Source organism: Spirosoma areae, assembly GCF_054781775.1.
In genome coordinates, this window is the sequence record NZ_BAAGTT010000010.1 from 234,615 (window position 1) to 253,128 (window position 18,514).

The 18,514-nt window shown below is 50.5% G+C and carries 19 protein-coding genes; all 19 read right to left on the bottom strand.

Features of this window, described 5'->3' with window-relative positions; translation table 11 throughout:
* Nucleotides 1–12 precede the first annotated feature (12 nt).
* The 19 genes from ACYVI1_RS04670 to ACYVI1_RS04760 all read right to left on the bottom strand — a co-directional run bounded on the left by ACYVI1_RS04670 (nt 13) and on the right by ACYVI1_RS04760 (nt 18,487).
* Complete coding sequence (locus tag ACYVI1_RS04670; RefSeq protein ID WP_460907230.1) at nt 13–2,268, bottom strand: hypothetical protein; 2,256 nt, start codon at nt 2,266–2,268, stop codon at nt 13–15.
* The gene (locus ACYVI1_RS04675) at nt 2,265–3,476 is read right to left on the bottom strand and encodes a BatA domain-containing protein (protein WP_460907233.1); all 1,212 of its coding nucleotides are present in this window, start codon (nt 3,474–3,476) and stop codon (nt 2,265–2,267) included. The genes ACYVI1_RS04670 and ACYVI1_RS04675 overlap by 4 nt, the downstream gene beginning before the upstream one ends.
* An 89-nt stretch (nt 3,477–3,565) precedes the next feature.
* Nucleotides 3,566–4,417: a DUF58 domain-containing protein gene (locus ACYVI1_RS04680; protein ID WP_460907237.1), complete on the bottom strand. Its 852-nt coding sequence runs from the start codon at nt 4,415–4,417 to the stop codon at nt 3,566–3,568.
* A gap of 41 nt (nt 4,418–4,458) precedes the next feature.
* Complete coding sequence (locus ACYVI1_RS04685; protein WP_460907240.1) at nt 4,459–5,442, bottom strand: AAA family ATPase; 984 nt, start codon at nt 5,440–5,442, stop codon at nt 4,459–4,461.
* Nucleotides 5,443–5,548: 106 nt separating this feature from the next.
* On the bottom strand, nt 5,549–6,166 hold the full coding sequence (locus tag ACYVI1_RS04690) for a DUF4159 domain-containing protein (RefSeq protein WP_460907244.1): 618 nt from the start codon (nt 6,164–6,166) through the stop codon (nt 5,549–5,551).
* On the bottom strand, nt 6,163–6,666 hold the full coding sequence (locus ACYVI1_RS04695; RefSeq protein ID WP_460907247.1) for a GNAT family N-acetyltransferase: 504 nt from the start codon (nt 6,664–6,666) through the stop codon (nt 6,163–6,165). Before ACYVI1_RS04695 ends, ACYVI1_RS04690 begins: the two co-directional genes overlap by 4 nt.
* 47 nt (nt 6,667–6,713) lie before the next feature.
* The gene (locus tag ACYVI1_RS04700; RefSeq protein ID WP_460907250.1) at nt 6,714–7,505 is read right to left on the bottom strand and encodes a penicillin-binding transpeptidase domain-containing protein; all 792 of its coding nucleotides are present in this window, start codon (nt 7,503–7,505) and stop codon (nt 6,714–6,716) included.
* A gap of 95 nt (nt 7,506–7,600) precedes the next feature.
* Nucleotides 7,601–7,957, bottom strand: coding sequence for a type II toxin-antitoxin system death-on-curing family toxin (locus ACYVI1_RS04705; RefSeq protein ID WP_460907253.1), 357 nt, complete (start codon nt 7,955–7,957; stop codon nt 7,601–7,603).
* Nucleotides 7,954–8,142 carry a hypothetical protein gene (locus ACYVI1_RS04710; RefSeq protein WP_460907256.1) on the bottom strand — a complete coding sequence of 63 codons (189 nt, stop codon included), beginning with the start codon at nt 8,140–8,142 and terminating at the stop codon, nt 7,954–7,956. The genes ACYVI1_RS04705 and ACYVI1_RS04710 overlap by 4 nt, the downstream gene beginning before the upstream one ends.
* A 111-nt stretch (nt 8,143–8,253) precedes the next feature.
* Nucleotides 8,254–8,505, bottom strand: a complete 252-nt coding sequence (locus tag ACYVI1_RS04715; RefSeq protein ID WP_460907259.1) for a DUF2442 domain-containing protein — start codon at nt 8,503–8,505, stop codon at nt 8,254–8,256.
* Between the two features lie 7 nt (nt 8,506–8,512).
* The gene (gene dhiT / locus ACYVI1_RS04720; RefSeq protein ID WP_460907263.1) at nt 8,513–8,782 is read right to left on the bottom strand and encodes a type II toxin-antitoxin system toxin DhiT; all 270 of its coding nucleotides are present in this window, start codon (nt 8,780–8,782) and stop codon (nt 8,513–8,515) included.
* 57 nt (nt 8,783–8,839) lie between these two features.
* A complete protein-coding gene (locus ACYVI1_RS04725) occupies nt 8,840–10,177 on the bottom strand; it encodes a TldD/PmbA family protein (RefSeq protein WP_460907266.1) in 1,338 nt (445 codons plus the stop codon).
* Nucleotides 10,178–10,243: 66 nt separating this feature from the next.
* Nucleotides 10,244–11,884, bottom strand: a complete 1,641-nt coding sequence (locus ACYVI1_RS04730; RefSeq protein ID WP_460907269.1) for a TldD/PmbA family protein — start codon at nt 11,882–11,884, stop codon at nt 10,244–10,246.
* 38 nt (nt 11,885–11,922) lie between these two features.
* Nucleotides 11,923–12,363, bottom strand: coding sequence for a GxxExxY protein (locus ACYVI1_RS04735; protein WP_460907273.1), 441 nt, complete (start codon nt 12,361–12,363; stop codon nt 11,923–11,925).
* A complete protein-coding gene (locus ACYVI1_RS04740) occupies nt 12,353–13,714 on the bottom strand; it encodes a TldD/PmbA family protein (protein WP_460907277.1) in 1,362 nt (453 codons plus the stop codon). The genes ACYVI1_RS04735 and ACYVI1_RS04740 overlap by 11 nt, the downstream gene beginning before the upstream one ends.
* Nucleotides 13,715–13,844: 130 nt before the next feature.
* On the bottom strand, nt 13,845–15,518 hold the full coding sequence (locus tag ACYVI1_RS04745) for a TldD/PmbA family protein (protein WP_460907280.1): 1,674 nt from the start codon (nt 15,516–15,518) through the stop codon (nt 13,845–13,847).
* 499 nt (nt 15,519–16,017) lie between these two features.
* Nucleotides 16,018–16,428 (bottom strand): hypothetical protein, encoded by a 411-nt coding sequence (locus ACYVI1_RS04750; protein WP_460907283.1) that lies wholly within the window; start codon nt 16,426–16,428, stop codon nt 16,018–16,020.
* A gap of 112 nt (nt 16,429–16,540) precedes the next feature.
* Entirely contained in the window at nt 16,541–17,602 is a 1,062-nt protein-coding gene (locus ACYVI1_RS04755) for an ATP-grasp domain-containing protein (RefSeq protein WP_460907286.1), read from the bottom strand.
* Nucleotides 17,603–18,010: 408 nt separating this feature from the next.
* Nucleotides 18,011–18,487, bottom strand: coding sequence for a DinB family protein (locus ACYVI1_RS04760; RefSeq protein ID WP_460907289.1), 477 nt, complete (start codon nt 18,485–18,487; stop codon nt 18,011–18,013).
* Nucleotides 18,488–18,514 lie beyond the last annotated feature (27 nt).

Consider the following 18,514-nt stretch of genomic DNA (forward strand, 5'->3'; position numbering starts at 1 on the left):
GGTAATCAACAGTTACTTCAAATGTCGCCAAAAGGCCTGCTCCAGCCTTCGGTCGCTCACAAACGACGGCCCGGTTCGTTCCGAAGCCTCCGTTAGCGCGTATAATTTTGTTTTCAGACTGGTTTTTTCGGCAACCGAAATCGGTTTACCGGAGGCCAGTTTCTGCAGCATCGCCAATATGGCCCAATTTTGGAGGCCACTGTTCAACACCCGGTCGGTCAGGGCGTTGCCCAGTTGCTGCACCGTTTGGCGTTGGCGGGTGTTGAGTTGAGGTAGGTCCAGATAACCCAGCACATCGGCAACCAGCGCGTTAATGCGTTGCTGGCGATAGGTTCGCTCCAGCCTGAAGGCGTCGGTAGCGTTTTTGAATTCGCCCGTTAGCCGGGTTTCTTTTTCTTTCGTTTGGGGCGGGTCGAAGCCGGTTTTCTTTACATACGACCGTGCTTTTTGCTGCGACAGTTTCAGGTATTTTAGGGCTTCCTGCTCAAACGGAAGGGCTTTTTCGGGTTCGTATAGCCGCAAATGCAACTCCGACTGCCACATATTTTCCAGCGCCATTTTCAGCAGTGACCGCGTCGATTGCTCATGAAACGTGTTCGTTTCGGCATCATCGTGCGAGTGGAGGTATTGCTCCATCAGAGCCGCCACGGGGTCTTTATTGCCGTCGGCTCCTCCGCCACTATGACCGTGATTATGGCCATCGTCGGCGCTGTGCGTTTGAGGAGCCGCCTGATTTGGCGTATTGTGGTCGCCTTCGCCCTCGTCGTGTTTGTGCATGTACGCCTGTATGGTCGCCATGCCCGCCACAGCCACGCCGTCGCTATTGGTGGGGGGGGCGTTACCGCCCCCAATGGACTTCTCAAACTCTTCGCCCAGAAACTGACCATAGCGCAAACGCAGAGCTTTCTGGTCGAACCCGATTTCGTTAGACTGACTGTTGAACGCATGAGTGGGGGTCCAGGCACGGCCTCTCTTTTTACGAATGGCAATCAGTTTTTCGGTGTCGATGATTATCTGCCGCTGACTCCGAAAATACTCCGGCATGATGTTCACGGCCATCGTTGCCAGTTCGCTTTCGTCGGCTTGAGTTGTGTCTTTGTAAACGACAAAATACGTATCTGATTTGGTAAAATTGGGTTCAGGCTGGCGGTTGTCGAAAGCGGCCCAGTAATAGTACAGTTCATCGCCCGGCGCAAATTGCAGCGCGTTAAGGTCAAGCGTTTTGGTTAATGTAGCTTCCCTGAAATTTGCCTGACCCAACGGCAGTTTTACTTCCCGAAACTTCACGTTCTCGCCCGAACCACGCGCTACAGTGGCTACAATGAATGCCTGCGATACGCCGAAATCATCGGAGATTTTAGCCGCAACGGTCAGCGTTTTTGGATCTTTCAGGTAATGAAAACGGTATAATTCTTTTGACGTCGGCTCAATCTTAGGCGGGAGGTCGGGCTGAGCCTCAAGCCGATAAAAATCAGATTGATAGATAAGTGAATCGTGGCCATTCGCCATTCGACAATAAGCTTTGATAGCGTACAGGCCGGAGTTTATGAGCCGGTCCTGATAGGTAAACGCATCGCCCGACTTTCGGAAAGCCAGTTCCTGGCCCCGGCTACCAGCCAGACGCACCAACAGTTGCCTGTTATCGCTGAACTGTACTTGCCACGTCAGGGTTGAACCGACTACACTGGAAACAGTCAAATTCGCCGAGTTCGTTTCCGGCAGATGCGTATAGGCAGGCGGCTGAATGCGTAAGGTTGCCGACACGAATGTTGGCGCAGCGGGTTTTTGTTCGGGCAGAATACCCGCCAGAATCCCTTTCTTTTTCAGGCCCGGTTTGGGTTTATTATCCAGCAAAGGATATCCCACATAAACGCCCACAGCCGTTAGCAAAAATAGTCCATATAAACCCGCTTTTGACAATAAGACAACCGGCGTCCGGACGTGCTGAATTTGACCACTCAGCCGCTCGACCTGGAGTTGTTCGGCCAGGTTGAGCTGCGGTTTGGTTAGCAGAGGTAAACTATATTCCACGTCGCCAACGGCCTGGTGAATGAGTTGAATTGCCAGCGGCTTTTTGTCCTGATAAAGTTTACTCAAAAAGGCCCCGGCACCAAATCCGGCAGCGCCCATCAGCAATGGCCAGGCCGACGTACCTGTAAACGTGACCGTTAGCAGGTACGCCGATGCCGCCAGCAGCAGGCACCGCAGAATGGCGTTCGCGTAGAGTTGGTACGTAACCGACGAGATAAGGCGTTTCAGTTCGTTCATGCGTTTTTGGTCAGAGCAAGCCAGCGTTCGAGTAGTAATAGAACCACAAAAGCCAGCAACAAGGCATTTTGCAGACCCGCCTGTTGTTGCGTGCTGGGTTTGACCGACGCAACGAACAGTGTTTTCAAGTCCTGCTGGCTTAGGGGCCGTCCTTCCCCGGCAAGTCCGTAATAGTTGAGTAGCTGTTCACCTAACCATTCTGGCAACTGGCCGGTTTCAACTCGTTCGGAGGTTTGTGGCGTTAATCGTTCGCCCGTAAAAATGACGTTAGAAGCTGTTGAACGTTGCACATTTCCTGAGATAACGTAAAGTGTTTGCCGCGAGGGATTTACAGGCAAGTTGCTGGTTAGGATCCAGTCATAGGCCAGATTCGGTTTTGGTGACACATCAATCCTTAAATCGAGGCCATACACCTCTGCCAATGCCGTCAGCGCAGCCTGAATGGTTTGCCGTTCCTGCGGATTCCGGTAATCCAGCAGGGTACGAACTGGCCCCGAATGCACAGGGTTAGCCTGGAATTTCAGCGTTGGGTCCAGCAGCAGACTACTCGTTAGCTTCCCCGCCCGATTGATGAATAACTTCCGGTTGTCCTTCACGACTAAATAGGCGCGTGGCTGGCTTGTTGACGCCATCATTGTATGCAGCCGAAACCGCGCCGGAACCGTAATTGCTGGCACTTCAGCCAGCACTGGATTGGTACTGATGTATAAATGCAGTTCAGTATTTTTAGCATCTATCTGATTAATAGCTGTTTGCAGGAGTAAACTGTTCCAGGTTCCAGGTTTTATGTTGAACCTGGAACCTGGAACCTGAAACAGTTTACCATCAACTTCTCTTAACGGCTCATCTGCCCAAATAACCCGTTCCCCCTTCTTCAGGGCTTCCGTTAATTCAAACCGGAAGTTGTCGGCTACAGATTCGCTGGGTTGCACCAGATGAACTTTCTGAATAGGAGGGGGTTGCATAAACCAGTTCAGCAAAGGTTGAGCGAGTAAAATGGCCAGCAGCAACAGGAGTAAACACCGGACGATTAAGAGCAGAAGATTATCGAACCGAAGGCCACGACTTTGCTGTTGCTGTTTTTCGGTGAGCCATTGGGTGGCGGCCCAGGGCAGGGGTTTTCCGCGCTTCTGGTGCCAGAAGTGAATTGCCACCGGAATAATTACGGCCAGCGCACCCCACAATAACATTGGCTCAATGAAGGGCATTTATTGTTCCGTGTTTGAGGTTTCATGTTCCATATTTCAATAAGGCAACATGGAACATGAAACCTCAAACATGGAACAAAATACCTCGCTTAACTCAGTAAAAACTGTTTCAATACGAGGGCAATGGGGTCGCTCAGGCGGGCGCGAATCAGGCGTACATGCGGAATTCGCAGGCGTTCTTCCAGATTTGCCAGATAGTCGGATGCGCGTTGCCGAACCGTTTCCCGAATAGCATCAGCCTGTAATTCAATCTCTTTGCCCGTTTCCAAATCCTGAAACCGATAGAAACCGCTCATCGAGAAGTCCAACTCCTGATCGCCCAGTATCTGAAAAATAACAATCTCCCGACGCGGTCCAGCTACGGTCTGAATCAGGTTTACCCATTCGTCGTTCACCTGCAAAAAGTCCGACGCGATAAGGAGCATTTCGGTTTGTTTTCGGCTAAACTCCGGGACGGATGCGGCCTTGTTGTCCCATGCGCCCGATGCTCGTGTTGTTTCGAGCGTCGCCACAATTTTCTGAAAGCTCTGCTTACCCGCCGGAACCAGCGGTTGCACCAGGCCATTTTGGAGCGCGTACAAACTCAACTGGTCGCTTTGCCGATTGCTTAGGTAAGCCAGCGAGGCCAGTAGGATTCGGGCGTATTGCAACCGGCTAACGCCCCCTTCGGCATAATTCATCGACCCCGACAAATCGATCAGGAGTCGAATTTGCTGGTTGCTTTCTGTAGCGGATTCACGCACTAAATAATGGTTGGTTTTGGCGAACAATTTCCAGTCGATGCGCTTGGGATCGTCGCCGGGTGTGTAGTGCCGAAACTGCTCAAACTCGGTTCCAATCCCCGACCGTCGACTGGCCTGAATGCCCAGCATCAACTCATCACTAACCAATTTTCCGGCCAGTTGCAGGTTGTTGAGTTTAACGAGGTCGTTGATGAGCATTTTTAGAATTACAGGTTCCAGGTTCAGTGGAACCTGAACTATTATTTTACAACAGAAAGGAGTTCCTGAATCACCCGGTCGGTGGTAATGCCTTCGGCTTCGGCACGGAAGTTGAGCGCAATGCGGTGGCGTAAGACCGGATAAGCCAGCGTTTTGATGTCGTCGGGAATGACGGAGAATCGCTCGCTGAGTACAGCGCGGGCCTTCGCGCACAAGACCAGGGCCTGCCCGGCACGAGGCCCTGCGCCCCATTCGCCCCACTGTTTTACAAACGCTACGGGGGAGGTCTCCGGGCGCGACGCCCGCACCAATCGGTTGATGTAGTCAATGAGTTCGTCGCTGATGTGTACCTGCCGGGTCAGGGTTTGCAGGTCGAGTATATCCTGGTCGGAGAGGATGGTTTTCAGGTCGGGACGGGCTGTGCCGGTAGTGCTTTTGAGCACGTCGAGTTCCTCCTGCTCCGATGGGTAACTGAGCTTGATATACAGCAGAAACCGGTCTAACTGCGCTTCGGGCAGGGGATACGTACCAGCCTGTTCAATCGGGTTTTGCGTGGCAATAATTAGGAAAGGCCGGGGTAATTCGTAGTCGGTGCCGCCATAGGTAACCTTATATTCCTGCATGGCTTCGAGCATGGCCGCCTGCGTTTTGGGCGGAGTCCGGTTGATTTCATCCGCCAGCACTACATTGGCGAAGAGTGGCCCCCGGTTAAAAACAAACACTTTGTGGCCCGTTTCGTGGTCATCTTCCAGAATCTCCGTTCCAACGATGTCGCCGGGCATCAGGTCCGGTGTGAATTGTATGCGTTTAAAGCGCATCGCCAGCGCATCGGCCATCGTCTTGACCATCAGGGTCTTGGCCAGGCCAGGTACCCCCTCGAGCAGGCAATGCCCCCCCGCCAGAAGCGAAATAAGCACCTCGCTGATGGCTTCCTGCTGGCCGATAATGACTTTGCCAATTTCTTTTTTTAGCAGCGGTAGTTTAGCGACTAAGGCTTTGTGATGAGTTATGTCTGTTGATTCCAAGCTGTATTCAATGAATAATGTAAAATGAATAATGTAGAGTGGATAATGAAGAGATCGTTGGTTAAGGCTCAGGGAGTAAACATTCTGCATTATTCATTTTACATTACTAAACAGTCAACGCATACGTCACAATATTCACCCCAAACTTGGTGTTGTCTTCGGCCAGAAAGCGTTTGTTCCGAAAGTCGTAATCCCACTCGCAGCCATAATCTTTGTTACTGTACAGCACCCCAATTCGCCCATTGATGGTGATGGCTTTGAGGTAGTCATGCACCAGGTCGTCGCCCCAGCCATTCAACTCGAACGAGGTGGTCGGTGGCCCGTCGTCAAACTTGAAAAAGCAGGTATAGACTGGATGCGTATTCAGGATTTTCTGCAACGCTTTCGGGCCAAACGTGCGGGCCATTTCCTGCTCAAACGACTTGGCAAACAGCCCATCGACATCGTGGTTACAGTCGTCCACAAACACGAAGCCGCCGTTCTGAACGTAGCGTTTGAACTGATCGCGCTCCTGCGCCGAAAACTCCACCAACTTATGCCCGCTGAGGTAACAGAATGGGCTTTTAAACAAATCGGGGCTGCTCAACTGCACTACGCGCTCCTTCTGGTCGACGGCCAGGGTCGTGTACTCCACCAGCGAATGCATCAGATTCGAGGGCATCCGCTGGTCGGTATCCCAGTCGCCGGAGGTGTACTGAATGCGAGTGAAGAAGAACGGTTTCATAACGGTTTTTCCATAACAAGGTCATCCATCAGAAAGCCATTGCCAATGTCAATTGTTTCGTTAGTAACCACGGCAAAGCCCAGGCGTTCATAAAACTGAACGGCTTTGTTGTGCTTATTTACATTCAGCGAAAGTTTATCGTTTTTATGGTTCATGGCCCGGTCAGCGACTTTTTCGATCAGTAACCGCCCTACGCCTTTGCCCTGACTGGCAGGCAAAAGGTAAATTTTGTGAATCTTGGTTTTGGGTTGCCGCCTGTAATCGAGTTCATACGAGACATAGCCCAGATATTCATTGCTTTCATCGTCCTGAGCCAGCAGAAAAACATGCTTTTGCTCATTTATCTGTGCTTTCAGGGCGTCGAAGGTGTACATCATCTCCAGCATATAGCTGATCTGCACCGGCGATAGAATTTCTGCAAACGTATTGGGCCAGGTTTGGTGAGCAATATCGTGGATGATGGGTAAGTCCTGTTCGGTGGCCTGGGTAATGGTAATCATTGGGGAATAAATAGCTTTAATGTGATTGCGGGTTACGAATGCAACAATCAGTCAATTACTTTTATCTGGCGCAGAATGTCTTTCGTGATTTTCTTGCGGCAATCGGCAAAATTTGGGTTTCGTATTTCCCGATTTTTAATGAGCCGGGTAGCGAAAAAATACGGCTTGTTCGCTCGTTCGACATAACCCACCCACCAGCCCGTATCCTTACCGCCGTCGCGTGTCCAGCCGGTTTTGGCGCGAATGACATACAGGCTCGTTGTTTCAGCCACCATGAGTCGCTTCACTATAGCTATGTTACGTTTAGAGAAAGGCAGTTTTTCTTCATAAAGTGCCTTCAAAAACTCAATCTGATTGACGGGTGAAATGGCAAACGATCCGAAATTCCAAAAATCAACACCAGCTTCGGAGAGATTCACATTCCCATAATGGCACTGGTTTAGATAAAGACGGTAACGGTCCCGACCAATTTTCTTCGCCAGTTCAATATAAACCCATCCTGCCGACTCTCTAAAGGCCTCCTGCACAGTCATATCCCGATATAGTTCAGGACGATATCCGTACAACACTGTGTCCACCTTCCCAACCCACTTTATAACATCGTTTTCAGTACGAATAACTCCCGTTTCCAGGGCAATTAATGAGTTGATAATCTTGAATGTTGATGCTGGTAAGGTTTCCTTCCGACTGTCAGCTTCATCCGTAAAGAGCCACTTTTTTTGGCTGTAATCGTAGATGGTCGTGCTACCTTCCAGATTACACTCGGTAAATGGCTTTTTAACGTCATTTTGCCCGCTGGTAATAGCTGGTAACAGACAATAGAGTAGAAGAAGCCGCATTATTCCTGTAAGGAGGTTTATAATCTACACTGCATCCGACAAACTGGTGAAGGTAAACTCCCGAATTTTCATCGGCGGAATCAGGTAATTCTTGCTCATATCCAGTCTATAATCTGGTTAAAATCAAGCCGCCCGGAAGCTACCTGAATCACAAAATCGTATTTTTCCTCCTGCGTCGCGGTTATGTCTTTCCCCGACTGCATGAGCAACAAACGCATAAGTACATAGCCCGTGCGTTTATTGCCATCTACGAACGGATGGTTTTTGACAATATTTTCCAAAATAGCGCCCGCTTTCTCTTCGGGCGTTAGGTAAAATAGCGTTTCACCAATTCCGCTAAAGGGGCGTTCGATAGCAGACTGGAGCAATCCCTGATCCCGAATGCCAGAGGAACCACCAAAGTCATTGATTAGTACCTGATGAATGGTCAGCACATCGGCAATGTCAATCATTGCGCTAACTTGCTGAGTAGTTCACGGTCTTCTGTCAGTATCTTTCGGAAGTTGCTGGTAAACTGAACGGTCACGGTGTTCGATTTTTCAACCTGTCGCAGATATGCTAATAACTCGCTTAATAACTCATCAGGCAGTTTGTTAACAATCTGGTTGATTTCCTGCTTCAGTTCTGTTGTTGCCATAATCGAAATTTACTTGCTCACAGATAACAGTTAGGATTACGTCTGGGTTACACTGCATCCGACAAACTGGTGAAGGTAAACCCCCGAATTTTCATCGGCGGAATCAGGTCGTCAGCGTTTAGTGTCAATTGACGGATAGCTATCTAAATAGAGTGTATCCGGGTCTAAATCAAGTTCATTGGGCCAAACAATACTGCCGTTGAAAGCCCTGATGCCGTTAAATAAGGCAGTATCCTGTAGTTCCTGAAAGATACCGATAGATAAATAAGGTTTCACGTCGAACACTCTGCGCTCCTGGTTAGTGAAGAGCAACTCAAGACAGTAATTGTCGAGCGGTTTTACGCCTGTCACACGCGGATTCATACTCGTTTTATTTTAGAGGATCAATGAGGAAAACCCGCTGGCCACTGATGGCTAATTGCCAGTCAGCCATCAGGTTTTCCCGGTGAATTTCAATCCAGGCTTCAACTAACTTGATTTTTCCTTTCGGTAATTTTCCTTCCAGCAACTCGCCACTTTCAATGCCAAAAACTGCTTCCATTTCACCATATCGAACGTGAATATGAGGAAGATGGTGTTGTTTATTGTCAAGATAATAAAGACTGATAATCAGCCCGTAGAACATGGATATGACCGGCATAAAAAGGTAACGTCGGGTAAAGAGAAATAAATCAATAAGCTTAACTCAAACAGCTTCTTACACTGCATCTGACAAACTGGTGAAGGTAAACTCCCGAATTTTCATCGGCGGAATCAGGTAATTCTGGTCACTTTCGGTGCTGACGACGCGCTCCGGCTTGCCCAGCGATTCGAGGTTGTTGAGCATGATAATCGGACTTTCGTTGAACCGAAAGTTCTTGACGGGGTGCTTGATTTTGCCATTTTCGATGTAGAACGTTCCATCGCGGGTGAGGCCCGTGAGCAGAATAGTTTGTGGATCAACCGGTCGGATGTACCACAGTTTCGTAACCAGAATGCCGCGCTGTGTACTCTTTATCATATCCTCCAGCGAGGCCGTTCCACCCAGCATAATCACGTTATTCGGCCTGGGAACCGCTTTCTTGCCTTGCTTCTGTGCCCAATAACGCGAATACGACAGGTTTTTAGCTACTCCCTTCTCAATCCACATCGTTTTTTCCTGCGGCCGTCCATCTCCCGACCAGGGCGAAGCGGGTAGCTCGGCGTTGGTGGGATCGGAGTAAATAGTCACGCGCTCGTCCACGATTTTGTCGCCTAAGCGCGATTTGCCGCCTGTTTTGCTGAAATAGGACCGGCCTTCGTCGGCGGAGCGGGCATCCATGTTGAAGAAAATATTTTCGAGCAGGACTACAGCCGCTGTCGGCTCCAGAATAACGGTGTATTTGCCGGGTTCGATGGCCCGCGCTTCGGCGGAGCCCTGTGCTTTCTGAATGGCAATGCGGGTAGCTTCGGCGGTGTCTAATTTGCTGAAATCGCTGTAGCCGCGCGCTACATATCCTGAGCCTTTGCCATCGTTAGTGCGGACCGTTAAGGAGAAGTTAATGTTTGAACTGGGGTAATACGCAAACAAACCTTTGGAGTTCATCATGGCCGTGTAGCCATACTGATCCTGCAAAAAACCGGCGGCTGTCAGGTTTTTCTCCCGCGAAAGCTGCAGACTTTTTGCTACCGCATCGGCCCGCGTATCGGGCGTGAGCTGGGCGGTCGAGTCGAAGAAACCCGTCGATTTCAGGTACGTTTGTGGTCCCAGAACGCCCACATACTCCGGATTTTCGGGGGCCAGCTGCGCCAGTTCTTCAGCCCGGCGCACGACCTTTTCGAGCGAGGCATCATCGAATTCATCAATCGTAGCCACGCCTACTTTTTTACCATACGCCGACTGAACAACTAAAGTCTTGGTAATAAGTGTGCCACTGGTCGATACTTCATTGCGGGCGTAGCGGATGTTACCTCTTTCTTCACCCGACAGGTTAACTTCGCATTCGTCAGCTTTAGAGTAGCTGAGGACTTTAGTGAGCAGGGCTTTCGCTTCTGCTTCGGTAAGTATGATTGCCATGAAATAGTTGTTTCAGGTTCAATGTTTCAGGTTTAAAGAACGAGACCTTGAACCTGAAACATTGAACTATATTTTCCGTGCTGTATTGATTACATTGACCCCATTGAATCGGGTGGTGCTGCTCCCGTGCGAGACCGCGCTCGATTGTGGGGGCTGCCCTTTGCCATCGAAGAAGGAGCCACCAAGCCGGTAGTCCCGCTCGTCGCATACCTGCACGCAGGAGTTCCAGAATTCCTGCGTGTTCGACTGGTAGGCCACATCTTTGAGCATCCCGGCAATCTGCCCATCTTTGATTTCGTAGAACAACTGCCCGCCAAACTGGAAGTTATACCGCTGCTGGTCAATAGAGAACGAACCGTCGCCGATGATGTAAATGCCTTTTTTAACGTCTTTTATCATGTCCTGTACCGACAATGGCGTTTTGCCAGCCGCCAGCGACACGTTGGCCATGCGCTGAAACTGCACCGAACTCCAGCTATCGGCATAGCAGCACCCCTGCGATTCGTTCTCGCCAATGATGTGCACCTGGTCGCGGATGGCCTGGTAGTTCACTAAGGTTCCGTCTTTTACCAAATCCCACTTTTTAGTTTGAACGCCTTCGTCGTCGTAGCCAACGGCGCCCAGCGAGCCCACCTGCGTTTTATCGGCGAAGAGGTTGACCTGCTTGCTGCCGTAATTGAATTTCTTCGTTTGCCACTTGTCGAGGGTAGCAAAGCTGGTTCCGGCGTAGTTGGCTTCGTAGCCCAGTACCCGGTCGAGTTCGAGGGGGTGCCCAACCGACTCGTGGATGGTGAGCCAGAGATGCGATGGGTCGAGCACAAGGTCATATTTGCCCGCTTCGACCGACTTGGCCGTATGCTTGGCGCGGGCCTGTTTGGCCGCTGCCGTCATGTCTTCGAGCATGTCATAACCTTTGTTGTAGCGGGTTGTAATGCCCGTTACTTTATCGGCGGGATTGGCCTGTAGGTATTCATAACCCATGCCCACCGGCGCACTTAATGACTGGCGCGTTTCAAACTTACCGGTTTTGGGGTCGATGGCCGTAACGGTAGAGAGCGGCCATATCCGGTGAATATCCTGATCGGCGTAAGTGCCATCGGTGGAGGCAAAATATTTCTGCTCATTCACCATGAACAGGATGGAGTTCACGTAGTTGGCCCCGTTTTTCAGCGCTGCACTGTTGACCGATAGCAATAAATCGACTTTTTCTTTGATGGGTACCTCAAACGCATTGCGTTGAATGGGTGCTTTCCAGGTTACCTCGCCGTAGCCTTTCTGGGGAGCCAGGTGCACCGGTTCCTTCATCAGTTTGGCATTGGCTTTGGCAATGGCTACAGCTTTTTCGGCAGCTTTGGCCGTGTCGGCTTCGCTTTTGGCATCGACCACAGCGGCAAATCCCCAGCAGCCGTCGGCAATCACGCGAACGCCCACGCCGTAGGATTCGGTGTTGACGATATTCTGCACTTTGTCTTCGCGCGTGACGACGAACTGGTTCAGGTATCGGCCAATGCGAACATCGGAATACGACGCGCCTTTACTTTTAGCCGCGTTCATGGCGGCATCGGCCAGCCGTTTTTTTATGGCTACATCCACACCCGGTTCGAGCAGCATTTCTGGCGCAACCGGACGTGAAAAGGCGGGTAAACCGGGCAATAGGATACCAGCGGTTCCCATGCTTAGAAGTTGATTGAAATCTCGACGGTTCATGTTGGTTTTAAGGTTGTTACACAGAGATACACAGAGTATCACAGAGATTCACGGAGAGAAAAATTAGAGAAACGTTTGAGACCATCGCGCAACATCTTGACGTGAAAATTGATAAGCAGGCCGAGTGGAAAGTTGCCGAGACGGAGATACGTCAGGATTTGAGCGGAATGAACATCTGTAAGTAGGTCTACCGTTTTCAACTCGATAACCAATTCATTTTCAACTAGCAGGTCAAGTCGATAACCATGTTCTAAACGAACCTCTTTGTAAATAATCGGTAATGGCTTCTCCCGCTCGACGTGAAGACCAGCCTGCTGAAGTTCGTAAAACAAACATTCCTGGTAGGCTGATTCTAATAATCCTGGCCCTAATGCCCGATGCACCTCAATAGCTTTGCCAATCACAATTGTTGTTAAACTATGCTCTTTGTATCTCTGTGACTCTCCGTGCATCTCTGTGTAATAATTTTTAAACAGCATCCGATAAACTCGTAAACGTGAAGTCCCGAATCTTCAACGGCGGCACCAGATTGCCCCCAATCCGAACGGGTTTACCCAGGGCTTCGAGGTTATTGAGCATGATAATGGGGCTTTCGTTGAACCGGAAATTCTTGACCGGAAACTTAATCTGCCCATTTTCGATATAAAACGTCCCATCGCGGGTCAGGCCGGTGTAGAGCAATGTTTGCGGGTCAACGGGGCGGATGTACCAGAAACGCGTTACTAAAATGCCTTTGGCCGTGCTTTTGATAAGGTCGGCCAGCGATTGGGTTCCGCCTTCCATAATGAAATTGGTGGGTGGTGGCGTTGCGTGTACGCCCTTCTTTTCGGCCCAATAGCGCGAATACGACAGGTTTTTAACAATACCCTTCTCAATCCAGGTCACTTTTTCCTGCGGGCGACCATCACTGCCCCCACCCCCGAAGCGACCACCTCCTCCACCAAAGGGAGAAGTCGGAATTTCAGGATTCGTTGGGTCGGAGTAGATGGTTACGCGCTCATCGAACAGTTTTTCGCCCAAACGTGTACCACCGCCTTTTTTACTCAGGAAACTGCGGCCTTCGTCGGCGTTGCGGGCATCAATGGCATTCATCATGCCCGCCAGCAGCGACGCATCCGTGTTGGAAACAAGGGCTGCCGGTTCCAGAATAACGGTGTATTTGCCCGGCTCCAGTGCGCGGGCTTTCACCGATGCCTGTGCCTTTTGCATGGCGATTTTGGTGGACGCTCGGGTATCGAGTTTCGTGGCATCCGTTACGTCGCTGGTAGCGTAGCCCGAACCGAGACCGTCGGCTGTGCGAACCGTAATCGAAAACTCAACACTGGTGGCCCGATTGTAGCCGACAAGACCCTTGCTGTTGCCAATGGCCGTGAAACCGGTGGTGTCTTCCATATAGCCCGCCGATGTCAGGTTTGCCTGCCGACACGGGTCGATGCTGTCGAAAGCGGCCTGCGCCCGATAGTCCGGGTTGATTATGGCGGTGCTTTCGGCATACGGGTTCGTCGTCAGGTACGTTTGCGGCCCCAGTATGGGCATGTACTCCGGGTTCTCGGGAGCCAGCCGGGCAATTTCCTCAGCCCGCCGGACGGTCTTTTCGAGCGACGCATCGTCGAACTCGTTGATGGTTGCCGTGCCCGACCGTTTACCAAAAACCGACGTAACGGCTAAGGCCATATTCTCCGACTCCCCACTGGTCGATACCGAGTTGCGGGCGTAGCGGATGTTGCCCGTGCGGCCCCCCGTAATGCTGACGCTGGTTTCATCGGCCTTTGCGTAGCCGAGCACCTTGTCGATAATTTTTTTTGCTTCTTCTTTGGTTAAGATTGCCATGCAGCAGTTTACAGTTTACAGTTTACTGTCTTCTGTTTTACAGCTTTCTGCTATAAATTGCTCTTATCAGATACGCAAACCAACAGGCAATCACAACTGAAAACGGTAAACTGAAAACAGTAAAGTATTTTTAAATCTTACGTCCCGTATTTATCACATTAACCCCATTAAATCGGGTTGTTGAACTCCCGTGCGAGACCGCGCTAACCTGCGAGGGTTGCCCCTTGCCGTCGAAGAACGAACCGAACGTGCGGTAGTCGTCCTGGTCGCAGAGTTGGGCGCAGGAGTTCCAGAATTCCTGCGTGTTCGACTGGTAGGCCGCATCGTCGAGCATCCCAACGAGTTCGCCATTTTTGATTTCGTAGAACAACTGCCCGCCAAACTGGAAGTTATACCGCTGCTGGTCAATTGAATACGAACCCCGCCCAATGATATAGATGCCTTTCTCGACCCCTTTAATCATGTCGAAAACCGAGCGTTTTTCGGTTCCGGCTTTTAGCGATACGTTCGGCATCCGCTGGAACTGAACGGAGTCCCAGTTGTCGGCGTAGCAGCAGCCGTGCGACTCTTTCTCGCCGATGATGGCGACCTGGTCGCGGGTGGCCTGATAATTTACCAAAATACCGTCTTTAATCAAATCCCACTGTTTGGCCGGAACGCCCTCATCGTCGTAGCCAACCGTGCCCAGTGTGTGGGGTTGGATTTTGTCGGCCACAATGTTGACCAGCTTACTGCCGTAATTGAACGTTTTGGTTTTCCACTTGTCGAGGGTGGCAAAACTGGTTCCGGCGTAGTTGGCTTCGTAGCCCAGCACCCGGTCGAGTTCGGTTGGGTGGCCGACAGATTCGTGGATGGTCAGGCCGAGGTGGTTGGGGTCGAGCACGAGGTCGTACTTGCCCGGCTGAACGGTTTTAGCCGTTAGTTTTTGCTTTACCTGGGTTGCCCCCAGAATGGCGTCTTCCACCATGTCGTAGGAGTTACGGTAGCCAACCAGCCCGTTGGGTGCTGCAATTTTTTCGGAAGCCAGGCCATCTAAATATTCGTAGCCCATACCCATCGGTGAACTGAGCGCGTCGCGGGTTTTGAACTTCCCGGCGGTGCGGTCTACGGCCGATATGGTGAACGTTGGCCAGATGCGGTGAATATCCTGGTCGATGTAGGAGCCATCGGTGGAGGCAAAATACTTCTGTTCATTGATGAAAAACAGGTTCGACGTGACGAAAGCCGCCCCATTTTTCATGGCCTCGCCGTTGACCTTCATCAGCAGGTCGATTTTATGCTGGACTGGAATCTCGAAGGCGTTTTTCTTAATTGGCGTTTTCCAGGAAACCTCACCCACGCCCTTTTGCGGAGCGAGTTGCACGGGTTCACGCTGGATTTTGGCGTTGGCTTTGGCAATAGCTACGGCGGTTTCGGCACATTTGGCAATGGCGTCGGGCCGCACATCGCTGGTGGCGGCAAATCCCCAGGTGCCATTGGCAATAACCCGGATGCCGATACCATAAGACTCCGCGTTGACGATGTTCTGCACCTTCATTTCGCGGGTGAACATGTACTGCTGTAGATACCGTCCAATGCGAACGTCGGTATAGGTGGCTCCTTTGCTTTTGGCCGCATTCAGGGCGATGTCGGCGAATTGTTTCTTCGCGGCTGTATCGACACCGGAACGCCGACCGGCTGCGTCGAACAGGTACTCGGGCGACACGGCGCTGCCAAAAATTGGAACGCCGACCGCAGGAACCCCAGCCGCCAGCAGGCTGCCAACGCTCAGACCCGACAACTGGATAAAGTTTCTTCGTTGCATGTATTGATTAATGACTGATTAGTTTGCTGGCTGATGATTTGGGTAACGTATTATCGAAAACACGAATTTGGCTAAAATAGCGCGAAGAAACCCTATGCGCTTTCGATTTTGTGACGAACGGTAAACAGCAAGTAGTCGAATGCGCCCAACATTATTCGGTTAAAAGGCATATATGCCAATGATTAGATAGGAGTTAAATTGGTAAGACCAACGTCTGTAGAAATGATGCAAGCGCAGCAAGTAGAAGAATTAATTCAGGATGTGCTGATAATCAGCCACACGAACATCCGCGACCTGGAGGAAATACGCTTATTTTCAGCCCGACCCGTCGGGCCGCCGACCCGTCGGACCACCCGAAAGAACACGATTACATCGACGGTCGGTTGTTCAGGTATGGCGAAGTACTGGCCGTTCTGTGGGCCGGGCCGACCGAAACGTCGGCCCGCGATGCGGCTATCGATCCAAAGGCGATTGGTTTGTAACTGTCTTGTCTCGGTAATTATAAACGCACCAGCGTTCGGTTGGCGGTGGCGGGTTGATTAAACCCTAATTCAAAAAAGTTTTCAATTATTAGTTTATCCCCCTCCTGCTCAATCCGATAACCGGTGCGTTGCAGGGAACTGGAGAACATACTGACAACCAGAATCGTATTGCCCTGTAATTCATAGGCATAATAACCACTGCCGGGTTTCGGCCCTAAGTAGCCTCCTGCATTAAGTTGTTTTCCACGATTTACTAAAACCGTGTTTGGCAATGAAGTCCCGTTTCGGTCCAGATTAAAGATAGGCGTGTCTTTGCGGGCCGATACTTCAACCCAGGCTCCGGTCAATGTTTCGGGCGAAATAGTATCGACTTTATTACAGGCCATGAAGCCCGCGCTGAGTGATAGAAAGATGAAGAGTAAGCGCATACCGGAAAGTAATTTATTCTAAGATTCCAGCCGATGCAAAAGGGTTGGCGTACCAACAAAAAATCACCGTCGCTGGCCTCAAAACAGCGACGGTGATTTACTCAGGTTTTTGTTATTTTCTGCCTTTTTTGGGCTTTTCGACCTTCGCTTCTTCTTTTTTTGCGGGGGCCACCTTAGCCGCTTTTTCGGTAGCTGGAGCCTTTGTTTCTGCTGGTGCCTGGCTGGTCACCGAATTGCTAACGAACGTACCCCACGTGAGGTTGTCGTTGCCTTTCTGTGCCTTCTTCGCCCGGTCGATGGCCATATTGGCGGCTGCTTCTACTACCCAGTCGAAATTTTCCTGACCAACCGAATGTACATCGGCATCGGGGGCCGGGTTGCAGAAGTCGATGGCAATGGGAATACCGTCGCGCACGGCAAATTCAACCGTATTAAAGTCGTAGCCAAGACCATGATTGAGTTTTAGCACATAGTCGGTCATGGTCGCCAGCAGTTTTTTGCCTGCGTCGCCGGTGGTTTGCATGTCGGCAGCATACCGCAGGTGATGCGGATTGCGCGGCTCGTAGGGCATAATGCGGACATCCTTACCGCCAATGCAGTAACACCGGAAATAGTCGGTGAAGTCAATGGCCTCCTGATAGAGCATAACCAACTGCCCGGTTTCGTCGTAGGCTTTAAACATCTGCTCGGGGTTGTCCACTTTATACACGCTCTTCCAGCCGCCCCCGGCATGAGGTTTCATAAAGGCCGGGAAGCCAATATGGTTGAAGATAGTCTCCCAATTCATGTGCTTCAGATTGCGGAATGAATTATGGGTTGTGTCGTCGGGGCGGTCTTTAGAAGGGAGCAGAATGGTTTTGGGAACCGGAACGCCGAGTTGAACAGCTAAGGCATTATTGAAAAATTTCTCGTCGGCGCTCCACCAGAACGGATTATTGACAACGGCTGTACCGGTAAGGGCGGCATTTTTCAGAAACGCTTTATAGAAAGGCACATCCTGCGAAATGCGGTCGATAATCACGGCATAATCAGTGGGTACGCTCTGCTCTACCTGGTCGATGCTGACAAATTCTGCCGGAAACTTGCTTTGTTTTTCGTTCACCCGGTCAACAAACGCCTGCGGAAACGTATTCTCCTGACCAAACAGAATACCTATTTTTGATTTTGTGCTCATAATGAATTCGTTAAGTGCTGAGTCAGCGTATGCAGTAGTAACAATAGGGCAACAAAATGTTCACCCGCTCTTCGTTTGTGGGGCAAATTGCGGTTGTTTTTGGTGAAAAACAAAAAAGCCCGGCCATTGGGACCGGGTCTGGCAACTGCATGGAGAAAATTAACTTAATTGTACAAGGCCGAACAAACATACTGACTTAAAATAAGTCCCTGGTTATTGCTTCGTTGAATATACATGTGTAATCCATGGTGAGTGGGGCGAAAATTAGGTCGGACAAGTACAAAGGTTAACATAGCACAATTCGTAAATTAGGGTGAGAGTTCTTATAGGAAAAAGCAACTATTGTGCCGAACTAAGTAAACCAGACCTTTAAAGTGATTAAAATTAGTTACAAATCCAAGAATAATCTTACAATAGAGTTTTTAGATGGTGCTCCAGATGGGCAACGTAATCGTCAATGAGCCATCCCAGTGTTTGACCTGGCTCCGGATTTTGCCCGAACAGAATGGGTTTGGCCAGCGTCTCAGGCGGAATTGCCTCGGCAACGTAGAGAACCTGCCTGTTCAGGCTATGCCAAAGTGTCAATAGATGGGGCAGTGGCAGGTCATGATAGTGATTCACAACAACTGACTTATTCTGATTGTATCCCTGAATGGTGTACGGCCCTTCGGCGAACTGGGCATCGACAAACCGTTTTAGATTGTTCAGCGCCGAGTCAATTAGGTGCCCCAAAATTTCCCGGCGCGACCATTTGCCGGGCACACGCTGCGTTAAGTCTATTTCCGAAAGAGCATTCAATCGGGCTGGCACCTCAGTAAGGTGCGTGCGGAGCCGGTCGAGGGCATCCGTGATGGAATCGGTGGGTTGAGCGTAAGCGGACCACATAGTGAATGATGAATGCGTACAATTCAT

Excerpts from the sequence above, each read along its gene's own strand:
- ACYVI1_RS04670 (WP_460907230.1), bottom strand. The coding sequence starts at position 2,268 with ATGAACGAACTGAAACGCCTTATCTCGTCGGTTACGTACCAACTCTAC.
- ACYVI1_RS04675 (WP_460907233.1), bottom strand. The coding sequence starts at position 3,476 with ATGCCCTTCATTGAGCCAATGTTATTGTGGGGTGCGCTGGCCGTAATT.
- ACYVI1_RS04680 (WP_460907237.1), bottom strand. The coding sequence starts at position 4,417 with ATGCTCATCAACGACCTCGTTAAACTCAACAACCTGCAACTGGCCGGA.
- ACYVI1_RS04690 (WP_460907244.1), bottom strand. The coding sequence starts at position 6,166 with ATGAAACCGTTCTTCTTCACTCGCATTCAGTACACCTCCGGCGACTGG.
- ACYVI1_RS04695 (WP_460907247.1), bottom strand. The coding sequence starts at position 6,666 with ATGATTACCATTACCCAGGCCACCGAACAGGACTTACCCATCATCCAC.
- ACYVI1_RS04700 (WP_460907250.1), bottom strand. The coding sequence starts at position 7,505 with ATGCGGCTTCTTCTACTCTATTGTCTGTTACCAGCTATTACCAGCGGG.
- ACYVI1_RS04705 (WP_460907253.1), bottom strand. The coding sequence starts at position 7,957 with ATGATTGACATTGCCGATGTGCTGACCATTCATCAGGTACTAATCAAT.
- ACYVI1_RS04710 (WP_460907256.1), bottom strand. The coding sequence starts at position 8,142 with ATGGCAACAACAGAACTGAAGCAGGAAATCAACCAGATTGTTAACAAA.
- ACYVI1_RS04715 (WP_460907259.1), bottom strand. The coding sequence starts at position 8,505 with ATGAATCCGCGTGTGACAGGCGTAAAACCGCTCGACAATTACTGTCTT.
- dhiT (WP_460907263.1), bottom strand. The coding sequence starts at position 8,782 with ATGCCGGTCATATCCATGTTCTACGGGCTGATTATCAGTCTTTATTAT.
- ACYVI1_RS04725 (WP_460907266.1), bottom strand. The coding sequence starts at position 10,177 with ATGGCAATCATACTTACCGAAGCAGAAGCGAAAGCCCTGCTCACTAAA.
- ACYVI1_RS04730 (WP_460907269.1), bottom strand. The coding sequence starts at position 11,884 with ATGAACCGTCGAGATTTCAATCAACTTCTAAGCATGGGAACCGCTGGT.
- ACYVI1_RS04735 (WP_460907273.1), bottom strand. The coding sequence starts at position 12,363 with ATGCTGTTTAAAAATTATTACACAGAGATGCACGGAGAGTCACAGAGA.
- ACYVI1_RS04740 (WP_460907277.1), bottom strand. The coding sequence starts at position 13,714 with ATGGCAATCTTAACCAAAGAAGAAGCAAAAAAAATTATCGACAAGGTG.
- ACYVI1_RS04745 (WP_460907280.1), bottom strand. The coding sequence starts at position 15,518 with ATGCAACGAAGAAACTTTATCCAGTTGTCGGGTCTGAGCGTTGGCAGC.
- ACYVI1_RS04750 (WP_460907283.1), bottom strand. The coding sequence starts at position 16,428 with ATGCGCTTACTCTTCATCTTTCTATCACTCAGCGCGGGCTTCATGGCC.
- ACYVI1_RS04755 (WP_460907286.1), bottom strand. The coding sequence starts at position 17,602 with ATGAGCACAAAATCAAAAATAGGTATTCTGTTTGGTCAGGAGAATACG.
- ACYVI1_RS04760 (WP_460907289.1), bottom strand. The coding sequence starts at position 18,487 with ATGTGGTCCGCTTACGCTCAACCCACCGATTCCATCACGGATGCCCTC.